The following is a 25,679-nucleotide window of genomic DNA, read 5'->3' as shown; positions in this document are numbered from 1 at the left end:
TCCATGCAAAAGAGGAGCTATCCGGCACCGGATAGCTCCTCTTTTTTTACGTTTGATCAATGCGACGAAACTGTAAGCCGCGTGCTTTCCAGTTCGGCAAAAGTTCACGAAGCGCTTCAATCGTCTGCACAGGTGCTTGTGGGTCCGCGCCGAACGTATCCCCGTTATCGTGGAGCAAGATGATATCTCCTTCTGACACATTCGATAGTAGCCTCTTGATTTTTACTGTCCCGCCTTCTACCTTCCAGTCTTCCGCCATCTTCGACCAGAGAATCATCTTGTAAGCGGTTGGACAGAGGACATCTCCGGCATTGAGTGCACCCCACGGTGGACGATAGACCGTCGGACGTTCACCGGTGATCCGTTCAATGATCATAGCCGTCCGCTCGATTCCTGCCCGGACCGTCGACGGTCGCATCGACCAGTTCGGTCGATGGACGTAATTGTGGATACCGAGTTGATGCCCTTCGTCGTGTATCCGGCGAATGAGGTCCGGATGTGCTTCTGCTTTATGACCAACGACAAAAAACGTCGCCTGAATGCCTTCTTGTTTTAAGAGATCAAGCAGTTCTGCCGTATAGACGGGATCAGGACCATCATCGAACGTCAAGGAGACGTATCGTGAGTTCAGTGATTTTGTCACGCGCCACCCAAAGACGCGTGACGCCACGTACGGGACGACCGTATAAGCGATTGTCGCGAGAATTCCTGCTGTGATAAGACGTGAACGCATAGAAACTAACTCCCTTTTATTCATTTACTTTTCGGCGACGGTCTTGCAAGCAACCCGCAATCCGTTCCGCGAAGAACCGCTGATCGGCCATGACGCGATCATTTTGATACACTGTGACTGCTTGTTGCCAAGCATGCATGACGTCTGGGTTCTCAAGCGTCCGACGGATGACGTCCGCGAGTGTATCCGTTTGATCAAAGGAAAACGCGAGCCCTTTCTCCATCAAATACGTACGATTGATCTCTTCTTGTCCCGGTAGGACGTGCTGAATGAACAACGGTACACGTTTTTCGAATGCTTCACTGACCGTCACGCCACCCGGTTTCGTAACAATCGCATCCATTCGTTCATACAGCTGATTCATCTCATCCCGTGAATCAATATAGGTGAGCGGATGGATATGTGGATGACGTCGCGAAGCTAGTCGTTTATACAATGTTTGGTTCTTCCCACATAAGACATGGAAATCTGCTTCTGGACACTGTTCGATCTGCGTCAGTAAGGTCTCGAGTTGACCTAGTCCACCGTTTCCGCCTGCGACAAGAATTTGTTTGCGTGACTGCGTCGAGCGAAAAATGGAACCGCCAGCGATTGCTGGATGGACGGGGATACCTGTCACGAACAAGCGCTCAATGGGTACAGCATGATGCTCGTGCAATTCTTGCCTTGCCTCACGATTCGGCAACAGATGATACTCGATATGCGTCTTTCCCCAGACGCGGCTGACGAATAAATCCGTATAGGCATTGATGACCGGTACGTCACAAAGGTTTCGTTCCTTTAATTGATTCAAGAGATAGGAGGGAAACGCATGTGTACAGATGATGACGTCCGGTTGTTCCGTCCGGATGATCCGTAACATCTGTTGTTGGAAATAATGCGATGTCCACCCTGTCGACCGCGCATTGCTCGAACGTCCGGCAATATGCTGATGATAAAAACGGCTATAGCCGTTTGAGAAGTGTCGGATCCAGTTCAGGTAAAACTTCGATGTCACCCATTCCGCAAACGGGCTGATCGTACTGAGCAATTCTACTTCCTTGACTTCAATCCCTGGACCTTGCAGTCGTTCAGCGATCGCTTCGGCAACCAGATGATGACCGGATCGCATCCTTAAAAAAGGAAAGATCACTATTTTTTGCATCGTTTGTCCACTCCTTCAAACTGTTCCGACGATCCTTCAAAAAAGAAGTAACGTTTAGTCTTCTTTTCCCGCTTCGTTTTTCCCTGAAACGACGCGTTTCTCAAGTCGCTTCCGCTTGAGCCATTTCACGAGCACTCCGAGCAGGAACAATACGAGTAAGGCAAGTCCGAAATACGGTACGACTTCCGGCTTGATATGAAATGTCTTTCCTGCTAAATGACCGAGTAAGACAAAGGGGACGACCCACAGCGCGGAACCGATTGCTGACACAAAGAAGTACCGACCGAACGAAATCCGCTTCATGCCCGCAAAATACGGATTGATCTGCCGCACCCCCGGAATGTAAAGACCGCCGATGATCGTTCGATTGATTCGTTCCATGTAGCCGTTTGACACCCGCTCCCAGCGTTCCTTCGTCAATCCGAGGAATCGACCGTACCGTAGGACGGTCGGTCCGAAGAAGCGCCCCGCTCCATATGCCGTCAGCATACCGACGAACGTCCCAGCATACGCGGTCAAGATTGAATAAATTAAACGTTCTTCGTTTTGACCACTTAAGATGCCAATCAGGACGAGTAAGGATTCTTCCGGTGCTGGAATCCCGACAATGCCAAAAAATAAAAAAATGAAAATAACGCCATATCCATAGGCATCGAGATACTGATTGACCGTATCCATATTCATGTTGTCACGTCCTCTACTGCTGTCTTTCTGTACTGTTTCAACGTCTTCTGACTATGTATTCGTTCCTGTTGAAGCAATTCCTTTTTTAGAAAAATTAAAACCTGGTTCATTCGAAAATTGACCTGTTCTCGCATCTCTCCTCGTGACAATTCTTAGTCTGTAGGAGATGATGAATAGAGTGAAGTAGATCTCTATAGAAAGAAGGAGGATGACAATGAAAGAGACTGAAAAGCTGACGATTCAACCGCTATCGTTCGAGAGCATTCCATTCGTCAATCATGCCAACGATTCATTCCCGATCATCGGACGCATCGTTCCGCAGTTTTCTGGTACCACATGGTCCTATACGGAAGAACTCTATGAAACCGCTACTGAAACCCGTTTCCCTGACGATCGACTCGATTGGGCGACGTATATCGAAAACGAGAATCGAATCGTCCTCCTCGCATTTTCCGGCACTTCTTGTGTCGGACAGATTCGTCTTGTTCGTGACTGGAACCGTTTCGCCTACATCGAAAACATCGCGGTCAAACAAGCGTTTCGTAAACTAGGCGTCGGACACCAATTGCTTGTCGCTGCATCAAAATGGGCACAGCAACGTGAGTTGAGTGGTCTGTCACTCGAAGCACAGGACGATAACTTGATTGCTTGCCGTTTTTACGAACGAGAAGGTTTCGTGCTCGGCGGTGTCGATAGTTTAAAACAATTCGCCAATCCACATATCGATCTGACGTTGTATTGGTATAAACTATTTTGAACGTCAGTCGGAAAGGGCTTATCTCATGTTATCTATCGTAAAGAACAGTTTCATTTCCGCGATATTGTTCGCTTTCTTGTATGCACTCATTGCTGGGTTTGAGATGGGTGACCCAGCAATATACGGCACTTCCTTCACCGACTTCTTTATGATTGGTCTATTGTTTGCCGGTCCCTTCATTCTGATCGGTGCACTCTTGACAGAAGGGCTTCCGCGCCTGTTATTTCGTTCGGATATTTCATTTGCACAACGGGTCATCCTCAATCAAATCGTCGCGTTATTCGCAAGCATCGTCCTCTATCTACTCATGCAACTAAATTCGTTTTCGCTCGTTCTGATTTTATTCTGTTCTGGTGTAGCGTTGCTCTATTTCATCGTCTCCGAGTCGGCGCGAAAGTATCCGTCATTCCTCCCCTATCTGTTCGGGTGGCTCGGTCGGACCGTCTTCAGCTTCTTTTTATTTCTTAACTTGTTTGGCTCGATGACGATGATGGTTCCGTGTTTGTCTCACACGGTGCAGCTCGTCAATGAACAGTTAGATACTGTGATGCTATTATTCTTCAGCGGTACCGTGATTGCTGACATGCTAGTAGCTGTCCGTTTCACAAAGCGTTCGCTACCGTGGATGACGCATCTCCTCGTTCATCAAGGTACAGTCTTCGTGTTTGCCGGTGCGTTCATCTTGTTCAGTTCACTTCCCGCGCTATTTTTCATCGGAAACGTAGTCGCTGCCTGTTTATATGTAATGATCACCCGTCTATTCATCGTCATGAAAACCGGGAAGGAGGAGTACCATGATGCGTCTGTCATTTCGACTACTGATGAGTAATTGGATTTTTTTGATGCTTTATCAACACCTCCTGTCGTCACCACGACTTATGCCCGATACAGACACTGGGTATTATCCAGGTGTCTTCGAAACCTTGCTGTCGTTTGTGATCGTCATCACGGTCGGTGGCATCCTGACCGACGCGATTCGTTACTTCCGATTTCGCTCACGTCCACTACCTTGGATAACACACCTCCTCCTGAATCAAGGCATCGCTTTATTACTCGGTGGCGTACTGTTACTTGTATTCAAAGGTCTGTTTCAACCGATCTATTTTCAGGCAATCGCGAGTAGCGCCGCTTTCCTTTACTTTTTGATGACGCGTTTGACATTGTTATACAAGAAAGATTCAGCTGTTTGAAATCAGCCACGTTCTTACATTTTTGTTAGGTAAAACAAGAAGACCTACGCTTTATACTAAATGTATCGTTTAGTAAAAGGAGACATGCCGCATGTTTCGTCAAAAATCGCTTCTGTATTTACTCATTTTTTTGTCCTTCGGTTTAGCTTTCGATACGATCACAGGATCGTCTCTCGTTCCGTTCGTCGAACCTCTTCATCTCTTGATGACTTCTCTTGCGTTGACGATCACGACCGCCTGTTTGACACTGTTCTTTCTGCTTTACTACGGTCTTCGTCCGCATCTCGAATTACTGATCGTCCTCCCCTTTTTGATTTTGACGAGCGGCATCACGTTCTTCTTCGTCTTCTTGAGCGCAATGACTGTCATTTAACGTCCCCCAAAAGCCCGTCTTCTTTAAGGAGACGGGTTTTGATCGGTCATATGTAGATCACGGTTTGGCATGAAGCTCTAGCAACGGATCGGTGTCACTCGGCCAATTGATTTGTCCTGCGTAATGATCCTCAATCGTCGCGACTGGTTCCGAACGTTCGAACCGAGACGGTTGCGTCGACGTCGTACAGACGATCAAGACAGCTAACAGACTGATGATACTAAAATATCGTCGCATCATGATGTATGCTCCTTTTGTCGTTTCTCTTCTCATTTTAAGCAAACCGCGCCACTTCGCCATCCGTCCTCCGCTGTATCTCTCACTCCGCCCATCAAAAAAGACCGACTAGATACGTCGGTCTGACAACGTCATTCTTGTTCACCAACGACGGAAAACCGTTCGTTGAGGTGTTGTCCTTTTTCAAGCTCATCCACTACAGCAATAGCGTAATCCGCGTAACTGATGTAGCTCTCCCCTTTTGCATTTAGAATCATCTGCTCACCGCCGACCGAATACGTTCCTGTTCGTTGACCGCTCGGATCAAAGAATCCAGCGGGGCTGAGATACGTCCACGTCACGTCTTGCTGTCCTTGTAGTTCGATCAGATTTTTCCCCATGTTCGAGGCTGTCGGATAATACGCTTCCGGGAAATCCGGTGTTTCCATGACGCGTGTCGAATGACTCTCGTCGACGAATAGGCTTCCTGCTCCACCGACCACGAATAGGCGCGTCTCACTGCCTGCTAACAGATTGATCAAGTGACGCCCGACTTCGATATGTTTCGTCTCCTCACCGGGTGCTGCGTTAAACGCATTGACGATTGCGTCAAACTCGTTCAAGTCGTCTTTCGTCAGAGCGAGGACATCGCGCTCGAGAATCGTGACGTTAGCCGTCACTTTTGCCGCATTACGGACGATTGCTGTGACGTCATGACCGCGCTCGATTGCTTCTTGTAGAATCAATTGCCCTGCTTTTCCTGTTGCACCGATAACTCCAATGTTCATGATGATTCCTCCTTTTGATATGTAACTACTCCGATCACATGTAACTAATATAGTTACAATTGAAGTGCTTGTCAACATTATTGTCTCTATTCCCCGTTTCTTGCCAAATGAACAATACGACGTATAATAAGAGAACACTGTTTTTAAGAAGGAGGGGTCATCCGTTGGCCATCAGTACACGTTTTTCCGTCGGTATCCACATTCTCTCGTTGATTGCGACCGACGAGAAAATGACATCCGACTTGATTGCCGGCAGCGTCAATACGAATCCAGTTGTCATCCGTAAAATCATGAGCATGCTCAAAAAAGCCGATTTGATTGAAGTTCGTCCGGGTGTTGCCGGTGCGCGGCTCGCCCGTCCATTGTCTAGCATCACGCTGCTTGACGTTTATCACGCTGTCGCTGTCGTACCGGACAAGGAATTGTTCGGCGTCCATGCAGCACCGAATCCAGACTGCCCGGTCGGACGAAACATCCAATCGACGGTCACGCCAATCTTCGAGCTTGCACAATCCGCCCTTGAGAAAGTGCTGGCTCATGTCACGCTTGATGATATCGTCAATGAAATCAAACAAAAAGAAGCATCGTCCTCGATAGGATGATGCTTCTTACTTTAGAAAAACCATTGGTATAGCAAATATCCTCCACCAAGGATTACGACGACTGCAAGCATCTCAAGTCCGCGCATTCCGTCGTTTTGTCCACGAGGTACGGCACTACCAAGACCTTGATCAACACCATCGCGTAGATGATCGAGTGTTTGTTTCTTTTCTTGTTTGTAGCGAGACAATCGAATAACCCCCTTTTTACATATTGTACCATTATGTCCTTCTCTTGTATGATGATATTAGTTGATTAAATAAAGAGTTCATCATCAGCTGTTGATGTTGAAATAGCGAGTTTCAAAAAACGGAATGAGTAAGATTGATTTGTTAATCGATAATCGTGTCCTTCCCTTCTGCTCGTAACCGCTGAAGCGATGCTTTCATCGTCTCAATCTCTTCGTCCGCATGCCGTTCCCACGTTCCGAGTTCAGCGATGATCTTCACAGGTTCAGTCGAACGATACGACCTGGTCGGATTGCCTGGAAATCGTTTGTTCGTCAAATTCGGATCATCTTCATACGCTCCGAGCGGCTCGACGAGGTAGATGTGCTCTGGAGCGTCAGATTGTGCGAGCTCCGCGCCCCACTTCGCTGCATCGAGCGTTGCTGTGAAATAGATATGTTGAAGCGGATGTTCTCGAAAATTCGATGCATGTCCCGGCTTTAATTCGTCACCGATTTGAAGTGTCGCTTTCGTGCCATGGAAAAATGGACCTTCGACTGTTTTCATATACTCGCCTCCTGACTTGATACATTCAGTATAGACAGTAGATTCATCGAGATGTAGTCTGTTTCAAAATGAAATTTCAAGGTATACTTATAGCAAAAGAAGACAAATTTGTCGTCAGATTGTAAATCGTTTTTCATCTACCCGTCAGGCATGATGGGATAGTCATTTTATATAGGAGGTCATCCGTTTAACGTGAAGTTCTTTAAAGCTTTAGCGAAAACCGAAGAGGCTGTCTGGATTCCAGAAGCCGAGTGGCAAACCGTTTGTAAGCAAGAAGGATTGACAGTGCCGAATCATCCACAAGAACAACTCGTTGGGCTTGCATATAATAATCAACGCCAGATTGTTGAGGTCACTCGAAACTTACGTCTCCCTTCACTAAGTTATTACGTTACGATTCTTGAACCACCGAATAGTCGATCGCTTGTCTCGAAACGATCCTATTTGACCGTTCTTTATGAAGGTACGAAACAGACGGAAAATACAGAATATGGTACGTTTTCTTTAATTGAAATCAATGTCAGAGAAGAAGGTCTTGGCGAACGTGGTTTGTTGCTCGAGGCTTTGATTCAAGACATTGTGAAAAAATTTAAGTCTTTTGTCATTCGTGGCGACTATGCGACGATCACCTTACAAGGACGCGTCTCTGAGATGTGCTTTACGAAATATGGATTCCAATTGAAGGATTCGTATCTCACGTTATCAAGCGGTATACTTCCTGATCGGATTTGATTCGATCAGGATTTTTTATAGGTATATCGAAATAATGGAAAGTGATGGTTTTTCGCTCAAACTAGTAGCACGAGATATTTTTAATATGGTATGGTGAAACTAGTTCAACAGCAGTACATTCTATATTTAAGAAGTTCTCCAGGACAACAACTACAGAGACATATCCAATGGCATGCCGGCATAAAATTGCGGCCTATCATAATCAACAAATCAAGCGTGCCAACGATTTCTTAAAACACTGGGATCTTTCCCATACGAATCTGGAAGTATTACGTTGCTTACACACGACCTCATGCACGAGTCAGAAGGAAATCGCCGAACGGATCCAAGTGACCGAGGGCACGATTTCACACGGAATCAAACGACTGTTCGACCGGCAACTGATCACGCGTCAACGGAAATGGAAGACGAACTATCTTCTGCTGACGGAAAAAGGAACAGCCATCCTACAAGAAGTGGTGCCCGCCTACGAACGTTTCATCAAGAACAATTCGCCGCTTTGACGGCTCGACAACAAGAAGAATTGGTCCGTTTCTTCGATAAGCTCAACCCTGCGTGACGAAAGAGGAGGAAAAAATATGACCTTCACATTCGAATCCTCGATGCAGCACTGGAACGCCATTCAGCGACTCCATGGCCGTTATTCGAAAGAAGTCAACGATGTGTTGAGACCAAAAGGACTCTCGAAGTCCCAATTCGATTTATTGATGACCTTGTATCACCAAGAAAGTGCGACGCAAAAATCACTTGAACGAACGCTTGAACTCTCAAGTGGCGCCATTTCACAAACGGTCAAGAAATTACTTGCTGAACATCTCGTCATCCGGAAACGGATCAATCGAGAAAAGCGGGTTTTGTTGACAGAACAGGGAACGAAGTTGATCCAAACGTCCGCTCCTGAAATCGAGGAAATCGATGATCGTTATTTCCGCGCCTTTACATCAAAGGACCACGAAACGTTTGATCAATTGCTGCATAAGATGCAGAGCGATCATTTTTAAATACTTCTAGTCGCTAAAACTTTGCAAGTCCTTCTCTCTTCTGCACGGTACAGGAGAGAGAAGGACTCTTTTTGTTATTCATTGGTAACATCATGTCGCGCGATTTTTTAATCTGACTCAGATATTTGCCATTCCTCTCGAGTCCACCATGCGATCAAGCTCGCCATTAATAAGATGCTTGCCCAGTAAATCAAGAAGGTATTGCCGTTAAAGTATTGACTGTTCATATAGGGCGAAGGCATCGACGTAATACTCGTTAAATAGTCCCCATCAATCGTTCCACGATCTGCAATGACTTGTTGTTTGACCAACACTTGATACTGGCTGAACTGTTCGATTTGATAAAGGATGCCACACACAAGATAGATTGTCGTGCTGGTGGATAGACCAATCAAGGATAAAAAACGTAACTGCGCTTCTCTTATCCATTTCAACATCAGAACGATCCCAATCGGAAAAAGTAACAGAAGTAACAGAAGCGGAAGAAACCCTAGATTCCCATTGCCACTAATTTGTTGTGGATATATTTGCGTCGAGCGACCCAAGGATACAAGAAGTCCACTAAAGATGCTCAATGCTACTATCAATTGGTCTATCTTCACGATTCTCATCCAATCGTTCCCTCCTTTAAAAAATGTTCGTGATCAATATGATTACACTCATTATACAAAAAGGAGATATTCAAAATTTCCTTTTTCAGGAATCAAGAAAATGTGTTATCCGATTTCAATTATCTTTCAATTTCATTTTTTGAATCAATTTCTTTTTAAAATTTTTCTCGATATTCTGACGCCGACGCGTAATAATAGATGAAAAGGAGTGGTCTGACCATGCTATTACGTCATATGACACATCGGCATCATATGAAATCCATCGTGTCACGCGGAGGATTATCGCCGGCATTCCAAGTCGACGCACCAAAAGGCTGGATCGCGTTTGAAGTCGATCCCCCAAGCGAAGCGTACCAAATGCACTTTCATCAATTAAAGAGTGAGTGGCAAGATGGAGATATCGTCACCCTCGAATTCGACGGGGAGAGAATGCAAGCAGCAGGTTTTGAAATTCTGCACTCGAATGAAGATTTCCGCAATCAAGATGCAGAGAGATTAGGGGTATCCATCAAGGAAATTGGCTCGTTTGCATTCATTCATAATTTCGTCTCACTTGATTATCTAATCGAGTCTTCACGCGAGAAAATCTCAGAGTATTATTGATTTAGAAGAGAACCTGTTATCTTTTTTTAAAGATAAGGTAATTACGATACTTTAATACACCTTTAGGGTATCGTTGGTTGTATAGAGTAAATATTTACTAAGTAAATCATTTCATTGTAATTATCTTCCATAAACCATTCGAGAGGAACACGAACATGTGGAATACATTGAATCATCTCATCCTCAACGTCGCTTTAACCTTTTTCTTCGTGCTCATCTCTCTATTCTTTTTTAAGCGGTTTCAATTCCGAAATACGCTCGACAGTTGGCTGAAAAAAAATCTGTTAGTGCTCATTCTTGCAACCGGTGCCGGCTACTGGGTCATTCACAATGCCATCACCTATGAGGGATTTCGTTTCGATTTGTCGATTACTTTAATCGTCATCGCCTTCATCTATGGAGGCATCAGTAGCGGCTTCATCACGACGCTCGTCTTCGCTTCCCTTCAAACGTTTATTTTTCATTCCAATCATGCATTTTGGCTTGTCGGTACGTATCTAATCGTCAGCATCGTTGTCTTATACTTACAAAATGAAGCACCGGATCGCTTTATCTCGTTTCCGATCATTTTTTCAATCGCACTCATTCTTTGTTTACCATTCGTTCAACATGTTCGTCCGAATGACGTGACGGCGAAGACGGTATTTCTCGTCGGAAACGGCTGTGCCGGTCTCCTGCTACACAGTATTCTGCATCAAGTCCGCTGGCACTTCCATCAAGTCCGGATGCATCGGCGTCTCGCTTTGACGGATATGTTGACGGGACTTGATAATCGGCGCCATTTAGAAGAGACGGTCCAACGATATAAATCACAACAGATGAACTTTTCAATCATGATCATCGATGTCGATCATTTCAAACAGGTCAATGATACATATGGTCATGACCGAGGGGATCATATCTTACGACAAATCAGTGCCTTGCTTACGTCCTATTGTCCCCCTTCTTGTGTGCTCGGGCGATTCGGCGGTGAAGAATTCATGATGCTGTTACCGGAATATTCATTGCCTGAGACGCGTCGAATCGCGGAACAAATTTGTGAAGCCAGTGCCACGCGAACGTATGAGTTATCAGCGACGGAACCGCTACAAGTAACGTTATCGATTGGTGTGTCTCGCCAAACCCATCAACCGTCTGAGATCTACAATTTTCTACAGACAATCCAGCAGGCAGACGCTGCCCTCTATCAAGCGAAAAAGAGTGGTCGGAATTGTGTCTTTCATCATGACCCGTTACGATAAAAAAGTGAAATCCCCCCTCGTGTAACGCGAAGGGGGATTTCGATATGAACAGGAGGAACGAGCATGGAGATCACGGACGTCTTACGGTTCACTAATCGCGAGGACTTTAGACAGTGGTTATCAGAACACGCGGAACATAAGTCGTTTTGTTGGATAATCCTCAGTCGAAAACAGACAAGAGAAGGTTTACTCTATCTTGATGCCGTCGAGGATGCACTTTGTTTCGGCTGGATTGATGGAATTGTGAAGAAGACAGCGGACGGTGAACTGGCGCAACGGTTCACCCCGCGTCGAAAGAACAGTAACTGGACCGAACTAAATAAGGAACGGGTCCGTCGCTTAGAACGGCTCGGTTTGATGCAACCGTCCGGACGACAGGTTCTCCCGGATATGCGACCTGATGCGTTCGTTATTGATGACGTAATAAAGACGCGTCTACAAGAAGACCCGGTCGTTCATGAACAGTTTAATGACTTCCCGGAGCTCTATCGACGCATCCGGATTGATACGATTCAAAGTGTACGTAAGGATCCCGCTCTCTATGAAAAACGTCTGCAAACGTTGATTGAAAAAACGAAACTGAATCAGATGTACGGTCAATGGAATGACGGAGGTCGTCTTTTACTCGAAGAGCTTCCGGAGACACAATCCGTTGCTGATTGGTCAGACCGCTAAGAAAATCTCTTTTAACGATTGGCGTGCGATTTGCACCTCGTACACTTTGACATCTTGTTTCGCAAGCGAGATGAGTAAATTCGGAATATCTTCTTTTGACGTTAACTCAAGTCGTGTACATTCATCTGTTTGCGACAAGAGTCGAGCGTATTCTGGCAGATGTGATGGCTTTAACCGTGGAACAGTCCGAATATGGATTTGAATCTCCTGCCTCATCGCTTCTTGTAAGGACGCAACGGTTCCAGAGCGAACGATTCCACTGGCATGAGCGCGGTACGACGACCGCTGCGATCATACGTGCGCTTCAACATGATGATGTTCTTGATTTTCTCCCGGAGGTTCCACTAACAAACATTCAGTTGTACGTCGCAACATTACCGCTGGATCAAGCACCCATCCGTCAGCAACGGATTCTAGAAATTTAAGAAAGGAATAGCCTTTCTTTTGAAAGACACCTCCGCTTGCTTTGTTTTATTTTGATAAAATAAATAAAAACAAATGGAGGTGTCTCATGAAACGTACCTTAGTGTTAGCCGTTCTTCTTATTCTAGTCGTCTGCATCATCGTCTTCGAACCGTTCCGTGGTGCGCCGCCAAACCCTGACGTCGAGGCAAACGGAAAGGATGTCCCGACCGTCCAAGGCTCTTATTGTTGGGATAGCTTACTTCGCAGTCAATGTGTCGATAAGACGTACCGTGACGGTCTTGATCTAGCAAAGGAAAAAACGTCAGTTACCGTCTCTGCCGGAGCCCCCATCCGTGTCGAATTATCCGGTGATCTTAAAAGCGTGAAACTGATACAGTGGAACGATCAAAAACAAGAGTCTCGCGTCACTTTGAACAATGACCAGTTCAATGCTCCAACAAAGCCTGGTATCTATGCTTATGAATTAAACTCCCGCTGGAAACAAGGAGACGGACAATTTGGATTCATATTAAACGTTCAGTAATCACAATAACCCCTCTGTCGTCTTATTGCGTCAGAGGGGTTTGCTATCATCCAGTTTGACGGTACAGTTGCAAGATTCCGAGGACAGTCAAGATGAGATGGCCGGTTCCGATGAACAAAAAGACCGGACGAATCAATTGATCCTTCGTTTGTCGCGTGATGCCTTCGAAGAAACAACTGACGATGAAGCCGAGGACTAAGATTCCGCCATACATGAAGAGGAACGAGACGAGAAGACCGATGGGACTTGTGTGCGTTAGTGAAGGTGCTAGCCACAAGATACTACCAATGAATACGGCAAGCATGAGGGTACCCAGTACGATCCCGATAAGTGGATGGATCGTGTTCAGTCGCCGGATCACATCATGATGTTTGACAAGACGCTCCACTACTGTCATCGCTGACAGACAGGTCAGTAAAAATAAGATTAAGAAATAGATTGTTTGCTCGATCGGATGGAACGTCGTAAAAAAGACAGCTCCGCTAAGAACAAGGAGTGGAGATATGAAAAAAATCAAACGTTTCACTTTTTTCCCACCTTTCATATACCTTTCTTGAAAGTGAACACATAACTAAGACAATGTAACATATAGCATGTTACATATTTTACCACTTTTATCATTTTTCAAATTTTGATACCTATGTACTTTTTTCAACGATTGTAAAAAAATGATAAAAATTCTTTACGGTATCATTTGGCATATGCTAGGATGAGACAAATCATATGAATCAAACGCATTGAAGAGAACAGTACGTCATTTCGACTTTTCCTAGAGAGCTCCGATTGGTGGGAAGGAGCAAAAGTCATTGACCGAACCAAGCCTCTGAGCAGCACGATGGAACCGAATCGGGGATATCGTGACGGGTGCTCCCGTTATCGAGCTCAGGTATTTGCCGTTTAAAAGCGGTCGTACCAATGAAGGCGGTACCGGTGACGGTCTCGCGAACAGGGGTGGCACCACGACACGCACAGTCTCGTCCCCAAGACCAACGTCTTGGAGGTGGGATTTTTTTTATTGGCTTAAAACACAATAAAAAAAGGATTGTGTCATATGTCGAATTGGAAATACCCTGGATTGCTGTTACTTAGTGTCGGTGTCTCGAACATTGGCGCTTGGGTCTACTTCATCGCCTTGAATTTAATCGTCCTCGAACGAACGGGATCGGCGTTCGCCGTCTCCGTTCTCTATATCCTGTTACCGATCTCCGCGCTGTTGACGAGTCTTTGGTCCGGCAGTGTCGTCGATCGAATCAATCAACGTCGCTTGCTCGTCATGCTTGACGTCGGGCGCGCCGCGCTCGTCTTTTCACTGACATTGATCGATTCATTGTATGTTCTCTATGCGCTCGTCTTCATCCTGAACATCGGCAACACACTGTTTGAGACATCCTCATTGATCTACATGACGAAGCTCGTGCCGGAGACGAGTCGCCAACGGTTCAATGCATTAAAGAATTTCATTCAGTCGGCCGGTTTCATTCTCGGACCTTCAATTGCCGGGTTCTTATTTTTGGTCGGTTCCCCAGAAACAGCAATCGTATTGAACGCGGGAGCACTGTTGAGTTCTGCTACTTTATTGTCCGTCTTGCCTGACGTCCGCTTGGCGGCGACTACTACAGTTCCCTTTTCACTCCGAGTGATTCTTAAGGACTGGAAAGAAACCTTTCAGTTTGCACGAACGCGGCGCTATATCACGTTCGTCTATGCCTTCTATGCGCTGATGATCGTCCTGATGAGCGGTCTCGATTCGCTTGAAGCCTCGTTTGCGACGATCGTTTTGCAGATGGATGAGAGTACGTATGGTTTCCTCGTCAGTATCGCCGGAATCGGCATCACCTGTGGCTCTGCCGTCAATGCGATCTTCACGCATCGCTTGTCGCTCCGGTTCTTGATCCAGTTCGGGGCACTGATGACGCCCGTCGGTTACTTGATCTTTGCCTCGGCGACGTCATTCCTGACGGCAGCAATCGGCTTTTTCTTGCTAAGTTTTGCCCTTGCATTCGCAAACACGGGCTTCATGACGTTTACTCAAACACATATCCCCGTCGAATTGATGGGACGGTTCCTCAGTAGCATCCACGTCGTACAATCGACTGGTGTCATTCTACTGACTGCCTTGATCGGTCTATATGCCGAGACATCAATCCGCTTGACGTATACCGTCGCTTCAGTTGGCTTCCTCCTGATTGGTGGATTGATCGTCTTCATCGTGCAAGACCGAACGAAACGTCAATATTTTACGACGGAAACCGATGAAACGATTAAACTTTCGTCATGAGAAGGAAAGGAAGATATTCATGCAGTTGACTGGAGAACGAATTTTTCTACGCCTGATTAACGTGACGGGCGCGCACGTCTTATTCGAACAAACACGAAATGAGACATTACGTTACCTGATCGGAACGACAGCGACATTTTCGCTCGAACAAATTGAACAACATATTCTCTCGATTCAAGCTGATGCGACGCGTCATGATTTTGCAATTTGCCTGACGTCGGATGAGATGATTGGTGAGTGTTCGATACTTGATATCGATTTGGATTCAGGAATCGCCGGCTTTCGGATTTCACTGCGTGCCCTCCCCTGGACCGGTCAAGGATACGGGACAGAGGCAATCGCGTGTATCTTTCGATTTTGTTTCGAAGAACTTCAGCTGAGTCAACTTGAACTCGAAGTGTTTTCGCACAATGAACGAGCAATTGCAGCTTATAAGAAAGCCGGTTTTCAAATCATTGAAATGATTCCTGATGCTTTATTGTACGATGGCGTTTCGTTTGACGAAATCATCATGCGGAAACGGAATCCACGCGTTGTTTAAAGAGTCAATCCTGATGTAGCACCTACTCCGTGAGGTGCTATTTCTATTTCCTTAAAACTAATATCCATAATTAACAGATTTTTTAGTCAATTCACTATTATTTGTATATAATGGAAAAATAAAAAGAAATATATGGATATGTACATAAGTGATAAGGAGGTCACATTACACAATTTTCTTCAAATCAAACGAAAGCGAGGGATAGTACATGCTGAGATTCATCTGGAATTCATGGTGGCGCAACAAGGAGCGGTTCATTCTGCTCCTCGTCGGCGTCCTGATCGTCAGTACCGGACTGAGTTACTTGATCGGTACAACGCAAGCAAATAACGGAACGGTCGTCGATGAACTGCAAAAACGTTGGGGATCGTCCTACGATATCGTCGTTCGTCCGGAAGGCAGCCGGAGCGTGACAGAAGACTTGAACCTGCTCGAACCGAACTACATGAGTGGGCTCGACGGCGGGATCACCCGCAAACAATATGAGACGATCAAGCAGATTGCTGACGTAGAAGTCGCAGCACCGATTGCGATGATTGGGAACTACAATACGAATGCTGAAACGGATACCTATAATTTCAAAGAACCGGGCATTTACAAAATTTCGTTTACGGATATGCAAGATACTGGGCTAAAGAAAGAAACAGAATCTTATTCATTCTTTGCCGGAGCCGGTTGGTTCCCTCCTGAGAGTGACGGATTGAATCGAGATGTTTCACCGCAAGAATTAGGCGAGTTTCCTATCTACGGTTACGGGAGCGCAGTGATGCTTGCCGGGATTGATCCGGAAGCAGAAGCACAACTCGTTGGACTCGATCAGGCAACCAAAAAGGCTACGCATAGTCGTTATTTCACGAAGGACGATGTCGTGAACGATTATGGTGACGGTGTTTGGGACATCCCATTGATCATGAACAGTCAGGAATACGTCAATGCTTCGCGGACCTATCGCTACGAGAAAGTCGATATCCCGCTCGTCAAAGATTCAATGGTTGAAACGGTACGCAGTATCATGAAAAAAGGTGGCGAATCCTATCTCAAGACGCTTCCTGTTAAAGATACGAAGGAATACTATATTTCGACAGAGCAAGCATCAAAGCAACTTATTAAGAACATTCTCGAAGATAAGGTTCCGGAAAAAGCAAGTGGTAGCTTTGACTGGATGTTTTTAAAGCCATCGTCTGTCGAGTATCAAACGATTGCTAGTCCCTTTGCCAAACGTTGGCCGTTCACCTATCAAGTAACACCTCAAGAGGTCGATAAGGATGCCCTCATTTCGAAACGATCGATGTATCGAAAAGCTCGTATCTTCGGTGACGGCACGGGTAGCCTAGAAAACGTCCCGAAAATGCATTTGAACTACATTGGTGTCTTTGATCCGAAAAAATTGAATATCTCGAAGGATCCATTGACGGAACTGCCGATGGAGACCTATTTCCCGGCGAAAGCCCAATGGGTCATGGACAAGAATGAAAAACCGGTCAATCCAGTCCGGGAAGTCAAACCGACGAACGATCCGTATGACTTCCTAACGAAACCACCATCGATGCTGACGACGCTTGACGCCGCCTTTAAGTTACGTGGTGATAAAGCCATCTCTGCCATTCGTGTCAACGTCAAAGGTGTCGAGACGATGAACTCGACGAGTGAGAAAAAGTTGAAAGCTGTTGCTCAAGAGATCGAGGACAAGACCGGTCTGATCACCGACGTCACGCTTGGCTCCTCGCCACAGCTCGCGCTGACATACCTCCCTGGATTAAAAGGTGAATCGCCACTCGGTTGGATCCAGCAACCGTGGATCAAACTCGGTTCATCGATGGCCATCTTCCAAGAAGCGAAAGTCGGCATGAGCGGCATCATCGCCAGTGTCATCGCCGTTGCACTCGTGTATGTCTTCAGTTCAAACATCATCTTACTTTATGCACGAAAGAAGGAATTCGCGATCTTACTGTCGCTCGGTTGGCGTCCACGTCAGCTCTCGAAGCTTCTATTCCTAGAAGCGACACTACTCGGCACACTCGTCGCCTTGATTTCTTGGACGATCCTCGGTTCGTTCTGGCTGACGACGGATCATCCGATTGCCTTATCACGGATCATCTTGATCGGACTTGCTGGTCTATTGATTTACTGGGGCGGTACGCTCGTCCCGATGACGCTCATCCGCCGGATTCAACCATTCGAAAGTATGCGTTCTGGTGAAGTTTCAAAAGGTCGTCGCTTCGTCCGGGCACAAAGTGTCCTTGGGATGAGCATCAACCAACTTGCAACGTATTGGCAACGGACGATCCTCTCGACGATTGCAATCGCCTTGCCGACGAGTCTGTTCATTTTCTTCCTGTTCATCACCTTCCGACTGAAAGGTGTCTTGTATGCGACATGGCTCGGCGAATATGTTGCCCTCGAAGTCGGCATGATGCATTACGTTGCGATGGGTGTCGCTTTACTTATCGCCATCCTGACGACGACCGAGATCATGTGGCAAAACGTCAACGAACGAAAGAGTCAGCTCGCTGTCTTAAAAGCAACCGGCTGGCGGAACGGACAAATCCGGACGCTCGTCTTAAGTGAAGGATTGATGACGGGACTGTTTGCTGGAATTATCGGCTTGCTGATCGCTCTTGCGATGATTGGCTTCGTCTATAACCAGTTCCCAACAGGTGAGCTCGGTTTCTTGAGTGTTATGTTGTTGATTCCTGCCATCACGGGAGTTCTCGGTGCCCTCTTACCCGCGCAACGCGCCGTCAGCATTACACCAAATGCTGCGATTGGAAGTGTCGCAACGAATACGAAAGCGACGGAACGACGTTTCCGACTCGCCTTATCCGCAGTTGGTGGTGCCCTTGTCGTTGGTGTCGCTTCCCTGTTCTTCTTTGCTACGACAAAAGAAGGACCTGCGTCCACGAAACCGGTACAAACAGTTGCACCAACGGTCAGGACGACAGGAACGAAATTGGCAGATGTAAAAGACAAGAAAAAGAAAGCGTCCTCTACGAAAAAAGTCAATTCGAGCAAGCTCGATCAACTAATGGATCGTGGAGTCGTTCAAACCTATCCGGGAGATCCTAAAACAAAAAGCAATATTTTCCATGTTAATAAACTTCTCCTGTCACCTCCAAAGGAGTTGAAATTACCAACTCTTGATGATGAACAATATGTTACCGTTCCCGTCATCCTTGAGAACTACAAGGATAAAGACGCAGATGGCGGATATGCTATTTATAAGCCAAATCTATTCACGTTAGAGGATACAAACGGTAACGTTTACGAAGCTGTCGATTATGAGAACCGGAATCCAAACGCTTGGAAGGACGGCTATCGCTATTTCCCACCTTCCGTTTCTCGCGTCGATCTTGTGTTCCGTGTTCCAAGCGATAAAAATACGTATGTTCTTCTCGCGACAAGTGAAGCGATTGCGAAACCGACGACTGTCAAAATCGAAGTCGATGCTGTAGATGTTACATCAACCACCGTGAAGACCGGACAAAAGAAACAGTCAAAGAAAAAGAATACAGACGCCATCGAAGAACTGATGAATAAAGGTGGTCTTCAGACTTATGCTGGTGATAAAAACTTAATGAAAGAACGTGGGTTCATGGTCAGTTCGGCGAAACGTGTTCCACTTAAGAATCTTCCGAAAAATAAACAAGCTATATCCGTCAGACTTGAGACGCAAGTAAGGGGTGAAGATTCAGCTGACTCTTATATCGACTATAAACCCTCTTCTTTCCCATTGATTGATCGTCACAAGAAACGCTACACGCCTGAAGAAACGATTAATCTGAACAAAAAAGCTTATTCAGAAAGCTTAGGTTATTACGCTCCGTTACTCTCAAAAATTGATGTCATCTACATCGTACCGAAAAATGAAAATACCTTCGTCATGAACGTAGAAACAGGATTCACTGGTTTTCTCTACACCGTTAAAATCAAATTATGATTACTACTTAATCACTGGCTGTCATATGATGGTCAGTGATTTTTATATTTATACCGAAATTAATTTCTTAACGTTCTACTTTTGGTAAGATGAAATACAGGAAAAGAATTGGAAGTAAACTACTTAAACGAGGACCGGCTAAGACATACTTCATGTATCTATTTTGTTTGATCGTCTGGGGACTGAACTTCATTGCCGTCAAAATCCAAGGAACACCCGTCGCCTTGGAAGTATCCCTGACCTATCGATTAGCGATGACCGCTGTTCTATTCATCCTATTCGCGTTATTCGTTAAACGAACGAACAAACCTACCGTGACGGACATGCCCTTCATCGTCGTGTTTGGTGTCTGCAACTTTGCACTTAGTTACTTATGTCTCTATTACGCGACGATATTAAGCTCTGCTACGATCGTGACGTTGATTTTCTCACTTAAAGTCATTCTGACACCGATCGCCCTGCGCTTATTCTTAAAAGAGACACTCCATGCGCGTGTCTGGGTCGGCGGATGTTTTGGTATCATCGGCGTTGGTGTCCTGATTGTTCCGAGTCTAAATAGCATCCATGGACTGACCGATTTGAAAGGTGTCTCGATCGCCTTGGTCGGCACGCTACTAACGTCAGTGGGTGATGCCAGTTCGGCGCGTAACGCCAAGCAACGGATCAATCCCGTTCATGCCAATGCAATCGGATTCACTGTCGCGAGTCTATTGATGAGCGCCATCGTCTGGTACCAAGGAACACCGCTCACGCTCCCGACAACCTTCACCTATCTTTCTGCTTTACTATATTTAACCGTGATCGCATCATTTCTCGCATGGCTGTTTTACCTGAAACTCGTCGAACGAGTTGGTGGTGCGAAGAGCGGCTATATGGTCGCGCTCTTCCCCGTCATCGGCGGAATCGCATCCGTCATGATCGGCGAATCCACACCCTCTCTGTATTTACTCTTCGGCTGCTTATCGAGTTGTCTTGGAGCTGCTATTGCTTTAGGAATCGGTGTATCGCGTCAACGAAGAAACGCCATACCGGATACGGCGGACAAGATTGGTTAAATCAAATCAGTTTGTATAGTCGACCATCAAAAGGACAGAGGTTCAGCGAATTCGCTTATGAACCACTGTCCTTCTTTTAATTTAAAGGATGAGTCAATAATATCAGACTATCCCGAAACTCCATCCACCAGTAGAAGGAATTCAATTGTTTCTTGTGGAAAAATATGCTAGATACAACCGACTGATCCACTCTACGATACTGATTCTAAGGAGGTGCTCCTATTCTGAAATACATCTTGACTAGTTGTTTAATCGCTATGATTGCTTTTTTCATCTATTTTGAACCGTTTCGAATTGAACCGTATGATTCAAACGTCGAAGCAAACGGTAAAACGATCCCAACTGTCCAAGGTTCTTATTGCTGGTCCAGTATGTTCAGCGCTCAATGTGCGGACATGGTTTATGTCGATGCGCTACATATGACTGAAAATAGTAAACCCGTCATCGTCTCACCCTCTGACAAAATTCATCTCTCGTTTGATCGAAAACCTGATACGCTCGAAGTCGTGCGCTGGGATTCGAAAACGAAAAGTGAACAGGTTTCATTAAAAAACGACATTCTTAGCGCACCGTCTGCTCAAGGTACGTATACCTATGAGGTCGTTGCCGGATGGAACGAACATGGTGACGGTCTATCCGCCTTTTTGATTCAGGTCCGATGAACCCCCCACTCAAACAGGAGATGAATAATAATGCGTAAAGTTTTTCGACTCTGGCTACCCTTGCTCTCACTTGCTGTCTGTCTGTTCAATGCCTTCGGCTACGATGATAAAAACATCTTGTTGTTTCTGACGAGCCCTGTTTTCTGGCTTCTTGAATCACGATCCTTTCTTGGAACATGGCTAGATTCCTTCCATGTCCCACTTTTTCTGATCTACATCCTGACCTTGATCAGTTGGTTCTTGATCGGCTTACTGATTGATGTCATTTTTAGAAGATCGTCTAGACGCATCCATGATTAACTGAGGAGGAAAATACATATGGGACCAACCAATGACATGTGGGTGTGGGTACTTTCCTACGCATTCTTTTTCATCACGCTTATCAGTGCAATCTTCGTCGCGATCAATCATCCAGCCTTGAGAAAAGCGTCGATCCGAGCGGTGGTAGCGATGCTTTTCCTGTATGCATTATTCATTTGGAACTCTTTGTACCGTCTTGACATTACAGAATTCAAACATTTTTACGAAGGATTGACGACACTGCGACCGTGGGCATGGATGTGTATCTTCTTATTCGCCTACACATTAAAGTGGTGGTATCTCGTATTTCTTTACACCCGTCGTTCGAGTCCTTCTTCACATGAGGTACAGCAATGAACTACATTTCCAAAAATCTTCGAAGGAGCTATCCGATATGAAATTACATCGATTCGCATCCGTCTTTTTCCTCTCGACCATCGTTTGGACGACAGCGGGTTGTACCATGATGGAAGAACAAGCGACACCGCGTGTAGCACAAAAAAATATCGCGTCACCTGAACAAGTAAACACTTCCTTGAAGAAAGCAACGACCGACTCCAATAACCAACAAGCAATCAAATTAGAAAAGCAAACGAAGCGCGTCACGTTAGGTCAAACGAAAACGTACGACCTTTCTTCATTACTGAGCAAACACCGTGTCTCGATCGATCCACAGTATTTCTACCAAAACCAGATCTTCTACTTTGACCTACAAGAAAACAAGAGTGTCATCTATACATACGATACGAAACGACAGCATAACAAAATCGTTCATGCGACGAAGCATGCAATCCCGATGATGACGGGTATAGGTGCGTTTTTACTATGGGTCGAAACGGAACAGCCGACAAAGACCGGTGTGAAATGGTCGATTCGTCAAATAAATATCACGACTAATCAAGTGAAAACACTTGATACAGGCGAAAGTCGCTTCGATACATCCCCTCCGAGAATCGATGTCACGTCAACTCGTGCGTCCTGGATCACGCAAGAGGCGACTGCACAAAAAACGGTCTCCACGATCAAGACGTATTCCTTAAAAACCGGGAAGATCACGCCACTCCAATCTTTCATCTTAACAACAGGAAAAACACGAGACGGACTATTCACGTACGAGCACCGCGATAGCGATGACGGCGTGACCTTATACACGTCTCACTATAACAACGGACAGAATATCCGTGTGCTTGAGACTCTGGATGGTGCCTATAAAAAAGAGATATCCGGATTAATTGATTTCAGTCGCAGTGGCACCTATCTCGCTCTCGGCACAGAAGGCGACGCCATATTCCAACCCATCGGATTGGACGAACAGACGCTGAACTATTCTGCTTCGAGCGCCCAGACGACGATCGACGGCATTCAGTTCCTCTCAAATACACAAGTCGTCTTCCGCGAAGGCATCCATCAGTTGATGTATGCGGACTTAAAAGCGAAGACCGTCGCTCCTCTGACTAACTTTGAAGAGTTGGTATCTCTTCCTCTACTGCAAGATGGGAAACTCACTTACTCCATCACGAACCGGAAAAAATCTACCTTGCATGTCGTAAAGCTCCTCCCGTCTAACTAAACGATCATGATCTTAATCTAACGAAAGAAAGTCGTTTTCCGTTACTCGATACGGATGACGATTTTTTTCTTACATGCTGTTTTGTATTCTTAAGAAGGACAGAAGTTCACAGGCTTTTTCGTAACGCTTCTACATCAGCTATTGTGGCAACAGAGTGAAACTGAAGCCTAAGACAAACATATATCAATCGATCCGTGAGGAGAATGAATATGAACATCCGACAATTATCCGTCCATGAAAATCCACCGATGGACCTCTTGCTAGCAGCGGACCCGTCTCAAAAGTTAGTCGAAAGCTATTCAAAAAGAGGTTATTGTTTTGTCGCTGAAAGGAATGACCAATGGATTGGTGTATATGTACTTCTCCCGACAAGACCTCAAACGATAGAAATCGTAAATATCGCAGTAGATGAGTCGCATCAAGGACAAGGTATCGGAAAAGGTCTTTTACGACATGCGATTCGTACAGCGAAAGTACTGGGGTATACGACCATTGAAATCGGAACGGGCAATTCAAGCATTGGACAGCTAGCACTTTACCAAAAATGTGGATTCAGAATCGTTGGAGTCGACCTGAACTTCTTCTTGAGACACTATGAAGAGGAGATTATCGAAAACGGAATCCGGTGCACGGATATGATTCGGTTATCCCAAGACATATAAGGATTTCAGCATTCTTTTCGAAAAGTATATTCCGCTATCTCGCATTAGAGCTCGAACGATTGTAGAAGAAACATCCTGAGGCTCTTGACGTTAAATAGGATTGCAAAAAATGGATTCATCCCCCATAATATGAACATACGTTCTTATTATAAGGAGGTCCATCATGCAGCACCTTCAAAAAGAAATGACTCATCCGTTGTCGTTATCCACTATGAATCCGCTTATTTGCCTCTCCATCGATTCATCCATTATTGGTTCTTCCGTTTCTACGGCTTATAAAATGGAAGTCATGTTATTCATCGCTTTACGGGAGAGATTATCCTTAAAACTGCTTCCTCCCCATCATTCCGGTGGCATTACAGAACTTGTCTACATAGAAGAAGTTGACTTCGAGAGTCGACAGTTGACGCTCTTTCATATGAACGATTCGTCATTGTCCTATCATCACTACGTCGCAAAAGATCACTTACTCTCCCAACAGCCTCAACTATTACTAAACTTGTTGTAAAATATAATAAAATCCTTTTATATGACGCGTTCAGAACGTTCACATATGTTTTTTAATACTTTATATCTATCACTACATAATTTAAAGACACACTATCACTATTTTTAAGTCACCAAACAATCTTCCCACTTTCTTAACGAAAGGATGTTTTTATTCCCTTCTGAAACATTGTGATGAAAATTCACGATTATAATTGGAATTAATTTTACAGAAATCTTACTTAATGGCATAATAATGGTAACCTTTTCATGAGGAGGAGATCCATTTGAAAAAACAGCTTGCTTTTGCCGGTTCTTTTGCGCTCTCAGCTATCACAATCGTCATCATTCTTAAATTAGTTGGAGTCGATCTCTAAAGCAATCACTCAAATGATGTAGATTTTCAAATTAATGATTCAATCGCTGTTATGATGCATCGTCTTTCGATCATCTGTAACAGCTTTTCTAGGTTTAATGCTATGGAACGATCGGAAGTGATGAATTGAAAAAAGTCGGAATGAACGTTTTGGTTGTTTCACTCCTATTAGGAGGACTGCTATTTTACTTAGACGTCCGATACGATGAACGATTCGAGCAGCACGTCAGCACTAAGGTTGAGACTTATGTCGAGAAAAAATACGGTCCAGCTCGTGTCGTCTCACTCCACTCTGCTTATGACGACAAACACCGCGATAAGGAAAAACGCTATAAGATTGCCGTAAAAGTACAGGGGCAAGGACTCCAAAAAGAGGAATATTTCTTATATCGTCTTCAAGATGATCACGTCGTCGAAATGGGCACGACGACTAGTTTGCCGAAGCGAAACTAGAGTTCACGATGATAACTTGTTTCGCACTACATAACATGAAAAGTCAGACGATTCCTTTTTACATGGAATCAGCTGACTTTTTTATTTAATCTGTTTTATGACTCCGAAATACCGTAAGCCAGTAACAGCAAATAGGACATCATACAAAACGTAATAAGATGGATACCAACGAATAGCCATCTAAGCACTCGATGCTTCGTTTTGTACCCTGTGTATACGCCAACTAACGGAACGATAAACAGAAGCAGGATATAGATAGTTCCAAACCCTTTCAAACTGACTCCGCTCTTCATCACGAAAAATAAAAAACAAAAACAGATGAATGCAG

Annotated in this window: 34 protein-coding genes and 1 other annotated feature; of the genes, 24 read left to right on the top strand and 10 right to left on the bottom strand. The window is 45.2% G+C overall.

Translation table 11 applies throughout. From position 1 onward, the window contains the following. Positions 1–46 precede the first annotated feature (46 nt). The 3 genes from HZS85_RS04075 to HZS85_RS04065 are packed head-to-tail and all read right to left on the bottom strand — an operon-like array spanning position 47 to position 2,561. A complete protein-coding gene (locus HZS85_RS04075; protein WP_214853482.1) occupies positions 47–733 on the bottom strand; it encodes a polysaccharide deacetylase family protein in 687 nt (228 codons plus the stop codon). A 16-nt stretch (positions 734–749) separates the two neighbouring features. After that, positions 750–1,877, bottom strand: coding sequence for an MGDG synthase family glycosyltransferase (locus tag HZS85_RS04070; protein ID WP_214853470.1), 1,128 nt, complete (start codon positions 1,875–1,877; stop codon positions 750–752). A 54-nt stretch (positions 1,878–1,931) separates the two neighbouring features. After that, on the bottom strand, positions 1,932–2,561 hold the full coding sequence (locus HZS85_RS04065) for a DedA family protein (RefSeq protein WP_214853467.1): 630 nt from the start codon (positions 2,559–2,561) through the stop codon (positions 1,932–1,934). Positions 2,562–2,775: 214 nt separating this feature from the next. Between HZS85_RS04065 and HZS85_RS04060 the strand changes: the two genes are divergently transcribed. From HZS85_RS04060 to HZS85_RS04045, 4 genes are all read left to right on the top strand, one after another. Beyond that, a complete protein-coding gene (locus HZS85_RS04060; RefSeq protein WP_214853449.1) occupies positions 2,776–3,318 on the top strand; it encodes a GNAT family N-acetyltransferase in 543 nt (180 codons plus the stop codon). A 25-nt stretch (positions 3,319–3,343) separates the two neighbouring features. Then, positions 3,344–4,147, top strand: coding sequence for a hypothetical protein (locus tag HZS85_RS04055; RefSeq protein ID WP_214853445.1), 804 nt, complete (start codon positions 3,344–3,346; stop codon positions 4,145–4,147). Further along, entirely contained in the window at positions 4,113–4,508 is a 396-nt protein-coding gene (locus HZS85_RS04050; protein ID WP_214853443.1) for a hypothetical protein, read from the top strand. Before HZS85_RS04055 ends, HZS85_RS04050 begins: the two co-directional genes overlap by 35 nt. Before the next feature lie 91 nt (positions 4,509–4,599). Further along, positions 4,600–4,881, top strand: coding sequence for a hypothetical protein (locus HZS85_RS04045; protein WP_056061134.1), 282 nt, complete (start codon positions 4,600–4,602; stop codon positions 4,879–4,881). 57 nt (positions 4,882–4,938) lie between these two features. On the opposite strand, the gene HZS85_RS04040 is transcribed toward HZS85_RS04045, so the two are convergent. Continuing rightward, complete coding sequence (locus HZS85_RS04040; protein ID WP_035408191.1) at positions 4,939–5,121, bottom strand: hypothetical protein; 183 nt, start codon at positions 5,119–5,121, stop codon at positions 4,939–4,941. Positions 5,122–5,249: 128 nt separating this feature from the next. Then, the gene (locus tag HZS85_RS04035) at positions 5,250–5,885 is read right to left on the bottom strand and encodes an NAD(P)-dependent oxidoreductase (RefSeq protein ID WP_214853440.1); all 636 of its coding nucleotides are present in this window, start codon (positions 5,883–5,885) and stop codon (positions 5,250–5,252) included. A gap of 164 nt (positions 5,886–6,049) precedes the next feature. Here HZS85_RS04035 and HZS85_RS04030 point away from each other — a divergent pair, with 164 nt between their 5' ends. After that, the gene (locus tag HZS85_RS04030) at positions 6,050–6,487 is read left to right on the top strand and encodes an Rrf2 family transcriptional regulator (RefSeq protein ID WP_214853437.1); all 438 of its coding nucleotides are present in this window, start codon (positions 6,050–6,052) and stop codon (positions 6,485–6,487) included. 11 nt (positions 6,488–6,498) lie between these two features. Here the strand turns inward: HZS85_RS04030 and HZS85_RS04025 are convergent, their stop codons facing one another. Both HZS85_RS04025 and arr read right to left on the bottom strand, forming a co-directional pair. Next, complete coding sequence (locus tag HZS85_RS04025; protein WP_155960154.1) at positions 6,499–6,675, bottom strand: hypothetical protein; 177 nt, start codon at positions 6,673–6,675, stop codon at positions 6,499–6,501. Positions 6,676–6,817: 142 nt separating this feature from the next. Then, a complete protein-coding gene (arr, locus tag HZS85_RS04020; protein WP_214853434.1) occupies positions 6,818–7,219 on the bottom strand; it encodes an NAD(+)--rifampin ADP-ribosyltransferase in 402 nt (133 codons plus the stop codon). 192 nt (positions 7,220–7,411) lie between these two features. On the opposite strand from arr, the gene HZS85_RS04015 reads away from it, so the two are divergent. The 3 genes from HZS85_RS04015 (at position 7,412) to HZS85_RS04005 (ending at position 8,952) form a co-directional block, all read left to right on the top strand. Further along, positions 7,412–7,951, top strand: a complete 540-nt coding sequence (locus tag HZS85_RS04015; protein WP_214853430.1) for a hypothetical protein — start codon at positions 7,412–7,414, stop codon at positions 7,949–7,951. 167 nt (positions 7,952–8,118) lie between these two features. After that, positions 8,119–8,454 (top strand): MarR family transcriptional regulator, encoded by a 336-nt coding sequence (locus HZS85_RS04010; protein ID WP_214853427.1) that lies wholly within the window; start codon positions 8,119–8,121, stop codon positions 8,452–8,454. Positions 8,455–8,529: 75 nt separating this feature from the next. Continuing rightward, positions 8,530–8,952, top strand: coding sequence for a MarR family winged helix-turn-helix transcriptional regulator (locus HZS85_RS04005; RefSeq protein ID WP_214729941.1), 423 nt, complete (start codon positions 8,530–8,532; stop codon positions 8,950–8,952). 107 nt (positions 8,953–9,059) lie between these two features. Here HZS85_RS04005 and HZS85_RS04000 read toward each other — a convergent pair whose 3' ends face one another. Then, positions 9,060–9,563 carry a hypothetical protein gene (locus HZS85_RS04000; RefSeq protein ID WP_214853424.1) on the bottom strand — a complete coding sequence of 168 codons (504 nt, stop codon included), beginning with the start codon at positions 9,561–9,563 and terminating at the stop codon, positions 9,060–9,062. A 219-nt stretch (positions 9,564–9,782) separates the two neighbouring features. Between HZS85_RS04000 and HZS85_RS03995 the strand changes: the two genes are divergently transcribed. The 3 genes from HZS85_RS03995 (at position 9,783) to HZS85_RS03985 (ending at position 12,082) form a co-directional block, all read left to right on the top strand. Continuing rightward, the gene (locus tag HZS85_RS03995; protein WP_214853421.1) at positions 9,783–10,166 is read left to right on the top strand and encodes a hypothetical protein; all 384 of its coding nucleotides are present in this window, start codon (positions 9,783–9,785) and stop codon (positions 10,164–10,166) included. A gap of 155 nt (positions 10,167–10,321) precedes the next feature. Next, entirely contained in the window at positions 10,322–11,407 is a 1,086-nt protein-coding gene (locus HZS85_RS03990; protein WP_214853417.1) for a GGDEF domain-containing protein, read from the top strand. 63 nt (positions 11,408–11,470) lie between these two features. Next, entirely contained in the window at positions 11,471–12,082 is a 612-nt protein-coding gene (locus tag HZS85_RS03985) for a YdeI/OmpD-associated family protein (protein WP_214853414.1), read from the top strand. Here HZS85_RS03985 and HZS85_RS03980 read toward each other — a convergent pair. Next, positions 12,071–12,220, bottom strand: a complete 150-nt coding sequence (locus tag HZS85_RS03980; protein ID WP_214853402.1) for a hypothetical protein — start codon at positions 12,218–12,220, stop codon at positions 12,071–12,073. The two genes, HZS85_RS03985 and HZS85_RS03980, sit on opposite strands and share 12 nt — an antisense overlap. A 38-nt stretch (positions 12,221–12,258) precedes the next feature. Here HZS85_RS03980 and HZS85_RS03975 point away from each other — a divergent pair, with 38 nt between their 5' ends. Both HZS85_RS03975 and HZS85_RS03970 read left to right on the top strand, forming a co-directional pair. Beyond that, on the top strand, positions 12,259–12,507 hold the full coding sequence (locus tag HZS85_RS03975; RefSeq protein ID WP_214853399.1) for a hypothetical protein: 249 nt from the start codon (positions 12,259–12,261) through the stop codon (positions 12,505–12,507). Between the two features lie 86 nt (positions 12,508–12,593). Further along, entirely contained in the window at positions 12,594–13,031 is a 438-nt protein-coding gene (locus HZS85_RS03970) for a hypothetical protein (protein WP_214853396.1), read from the top strand. 46 nt (positions 13,032–13,077) lie between these two features. Here the strand turns inward: HZS85_RS03970 and HZS85_RS03965 are convergent, their stop codons facing one another. Beyond that, on the bottom strand, positions 13,078–13,557 hold the full coding sequence (locus HZS85_RS03965) for a hypothetical protein (RefSeq protein WP_214853392.1): 480 nt from the start codon (positions 13,555–13,557) through the stop codon (positions 13,078–13,080). 202 nt (positions 13,558–13,759) lie between these two features. Further along, positions 13,760–14,016, top strand: a binding site (T-box leader). 66 nt (positions 14,017–14,082) lie between these two features. Between HZS85_RS03965 and HZS85_RS03960 the strand changes: the two genes are divergently transcribed. From HZS85_RS03960 to HZS85_RS03910, 11 genes are all read left to right on the top strand, one after another. Continuing rightward, entirely contained in the window at positions 14,083–15,309 is a 1,227-nt protein-coding gene (locus HZS85_RS03960; protein WP_214853389.1) for an MFS transporter, read from the top strand. 19 nt (positions 15,310–15,328) lie between these two features. Next, positions 15,329–15,850, top strand: a complete 522-nt coding sequence (locus tag HZS85_RS03955) for a GNAT family N-acetyltransferase (RefSeq protein WP_214853386.1) — start codon at positions 15,329–15,331, stop codon at positions 15,848–15,850. Between the two features lie 208 nt (positions 15,851–16,058). Further along, on the top strand, positions 16,059–19,787 hold the full coding sequence (locus HZS85_RS03950; protein ID WP_214853383.1) for an ABC transporter permease: 3,729 nt from the start codon (positions 16,059–16,061) through the stop codon (positions 19,785–19,787). Positions 19,788–19,939: 152 nt separating this feature from the next. Continuing rightward, entirely contained in the window at positions 19,940–20,842 is a 903-nt protein-coding gene (locus HZS85_RS03945; protein ID WP_214853380.1) for a DMT family transporter, read from the top strand. A 257-nt stretch (positions 20,843–21,099) separates the two neighbouring features. Further along, entirely contained in the window at positions 21,100–21,504 is a 405-nt protein-coding gene (locus HZS85_RS03940) for a hypothetical protein (protein ID WP_251137835.1), read from the top strand. A gap of 30 nt (positions 21,505–21,534) precedes the next feature. After that, entirely contained in the window at positions 21,535–21,804 is a 270-nt protein-coding gene (locus HZS85_RS03935; RefSeq protein ID WP_214853377.1) for a hypothetical protein, read from the top strand. An 18-nt stretch (positions 21,805–21,822) separates the two neighbouring features. Further along, positions 21,823–22,161 carry a hypothetical protein gene (locus tag HZS85_RS03930; protein ID WP_214853365.1) on the top strand — a complete coding sequence of 113 codons (339 nt, stop codon included), beginning with the start codon at positions 21,823–21,825 and terminating at the stop codon, positions 22,159–22,161. 37 nt (positions 22,162–22,198) lie between these two features. Continuing rightward, positions 22,199–23,374, top strand: coding sequence for a hypothetical protein (locus HZS85_RS03925; protein ID WP_214853362.1), 1,176 nt, complete (start codon positions 22,199–22,201; stop codon positions 23,372–23,374). Between the two features lie 209 nt (positions 23,375–23,583). After that, positions 23,584–24,036 (top strand): GNAT family N-acetyltransferase, encoded by a 453-nt coding sequence (locus HZS85_RS03920; RefSeq protein ID WP_214853360.1) that lies wholly within the window; start codon positions 23,584–23,586, stop codon positions 24,034–24,036. 163 nt (positions 24,037–24,199) lie between these two features. Beyond that, entirely contained in the window at positions 24,200–24,544 is a 345-nt protein-coding gene (locus HZS85_RS03915; protein WP_214853357.1) for a hypothetical protein, read from the top strand. Between the two features lie 480 nt (positions 24,545–25,024). Next, a complete protein-coding gene (locus HZS85_RS03910) occupies positions 25,025–25,351 on the top strand; it encodes a hypothetical protein (RefSeq protein WP_214853354.1) in 327 nt (108 codons plus the stop codon). Positions 25,352–25,679 lie beyond the last annotated feature (328 nt).

The sequence above is a fragment of the Exiguobacterium sp. s130 genome, from assembly GCF_018619055.1.
GTDB lineage: Bacteria > Bacillota > Bacilli > Exiguobacteriales > Exiguobacteriaceae > Exiguobacterium_A.
This window is presented reverse-complemented; position numbering and strand designations above follow the sequence as displayed.

What these genes read in the sequence shown, in the direction of transcription:
- HZS85_RS04010 (WP_214853427.1), top strand. Translation starts at nt 8,119, where the DNA reads ATGGCATGCCGGCATAAAATTGCGGCCTATCATAATCAACAAATCAAG.
- HZS85_RS04055 (WP_214853445.1), top strand. Translation starts at nt 3,344, where the DNA reads ATGTTATCTATCGTAAAGAACAGTTTCATTTCCGCGATATTGTTCGCT.
- HZS85_RS04000 (WP_214853424.1), bottom strand. Translation starts at nt 9,563, where the DNA reads ATGAGAATCGTGAAGATAGACCAATTGATAGTAGCATTGAGCATCTTT.
- HZS85_RS03960 (WP_214853389.1), top strand. Translation starts at nt 14,083, where the DNA reads ATGTCGAATTGGAAATACCCTGGATTGCTGTTACTTAGTGTCGGTGTC.
- HZS85_RS04045 (WP_056061134.1), top strand. Translation starts at nt 4,600, where the DNA reads ATGTTTCGTCAAAAATCGCTTCTGTATTTACTCATTTTTTTGTCCTTC.
- HZS85_RS04005 (WP_214729941.1), top strand. Translation starts at nt 8,530, where the DNA reads ATGACCTTCACATTCGAATCCTCGATGCAGCACTGGAACGCCATTCAG.
- HZS85_RS04035 (WP_214853440.1), bottom strand. Translation starts at nt 5,885, where the DNA reads ATGAACATTGGAGTTATCGGTGCAACAGGAAAAGCAGGGCAATTGATT.
- arr (WP_214853434.1), bottom strand. Translation starts at nt 7,219, where the DNA reads ATGAAAACAGTCGAAGGTCCATTTTTCCATGGCACGAAAGCGACACTT.
- HZS85_RS04070 (WP_214853470.1), bottom strand. Translation starts at nt 1,877, where the DNA reads ATGCAAAAAATAGTGATCTTTCCTTTTTTAAGGATGCGATCCGGTCAT.
- HZS85_RS04060 (WP_214853449.1), top strand. Translation starts at nt 2,776, where the DNA reads ATGAAAGAGACTGAAAAGCTGACGATTCAACCGCTATCGTTCGAGAGC.
- HZS85_RS03930 (WP_214853365.1), top strand. Translation starts at nt 21,823, where the DNA reads ATGGGACCAACCAATGACATGTGGGTGTGGGTACTTTCCTACGCATTC.
- HZS85_RS03995 (WP_214853421.1), top strand. Translation starts at nt 9,783, where the DNA reads ATGCTATTACGTCATATGACACATCGGCATCATATGAAATCCATCGTG.
- HZS85_RS03970 (WP_214853396.1), top strand. Translation starts at nt 12,594, where the DNA reads ATGAAACGTACCTTAGTGTTAGCCGTTCTTCTTATTCTAGTCGTCTGC.
- HZS85_RS03985 (WP_214853414.1), top strand. Translation starts at nt 11,471, where the DNA reads ATGGAGATCACGGACGTCTTACGGTTCACTAATCGCGAGGACTTTAGA.
- HZS85_RS04040 (WP_035408191.1), bottom strand. Translation starts at nt 5,121, where the DNA reads ATGATGCGACGATATTTTAGTATCATCAGTCTGTTAGCTGTCTTGATC.
- HZS85_RS04050 (WP_214853443.1), top strand. Translation starts at nt 4,113, where the DNA reads ATGATGCGTCTGTCATTTCGACTACTGATGAGTAATTGGATTTTTTTG.
- HZS85_RS03990 (WP_214853417.1), top strand. Translation starts at nt 10,322, where the DNA reads ATGTGGAATACATTGAATCATCTCATCCTCAACGTCGCTTTAACCTTT.
- HZS85_RS04075 (WP_214853482.1), bottom strand. Translation starts at nt 733, where the DNA reads ATGCGTTCACGTCTTATCACAGCAGGAATTCTCGCGACAATCGCTTAT.
- HZS85_RS03940 (WP_251137835.1), top strand. Translation starts at nt 21,100, where the DNA reads ATGATTGCTTTTTTCATCTATTTTGAACCGTTTCGAATTGAACCGTAT.
- HZS85_RS03945 (WP_214853380.1), top strand. Translation starts at nt 19,940, where the DNA reads ATGTATCTATTTTGTTTGATCGTCTGGGGACTGAACTTCATTGCCGTC.
- HZS85_RS03955 (WP_214853386.1), top strand. Translation starts at nt 15,329, where the DNA reads ATGCAGTTGACTGGAGAACGAATTTTTCTACGCCTGATTAACGTGACG.
- HZS85_RS03915 (WP_214853357.1), top strand. Translation starts at nt 24,200, where the DNA reads ATGCAGCACCTTCAAAAAGAAATGACTCATCCGTTGTCGTTATCCACT.
- HZS85_RS03950 (WP_214853383.1), top strand. Translation starts at nt 16,059, where the DNA reads ATGCTGAGATTCATCTGGAATTCATGGTGGCGCAACAAGGAGCGGTTC.
- HZS85_RS04065 (WP_214853467.1), bottom strand. Translation starts at nt 2,561, where the DNA reads ATGAATATGGATACGGTCAATCAGTATCTCGATGCCTATGGATATGGC.
- HZS85_RS03920 (WP_214853360.1), top strand. Translation starts at nt 23,584, where the DNA reads ATGAACATCCGACAATTATCCGTCCATGAAAATCCACCGATGGACCTC.
- HZS85_RS03935 (WP_214853377.1), top strand. Translation starts at nt 21,535, where the DNA reads ATGCGTAAAGTTTTTCGACTCTGGCTACCCTTGCTCTCACTTGCTGTC.
- HZS85_RS03925 (WP_214853362.1), top strand. Translation starts at nt 22,199, where the DNA reads ATGAAATTACATCGATTCGCATCCGTCTTTTTCCTCTCGACCATCGTT.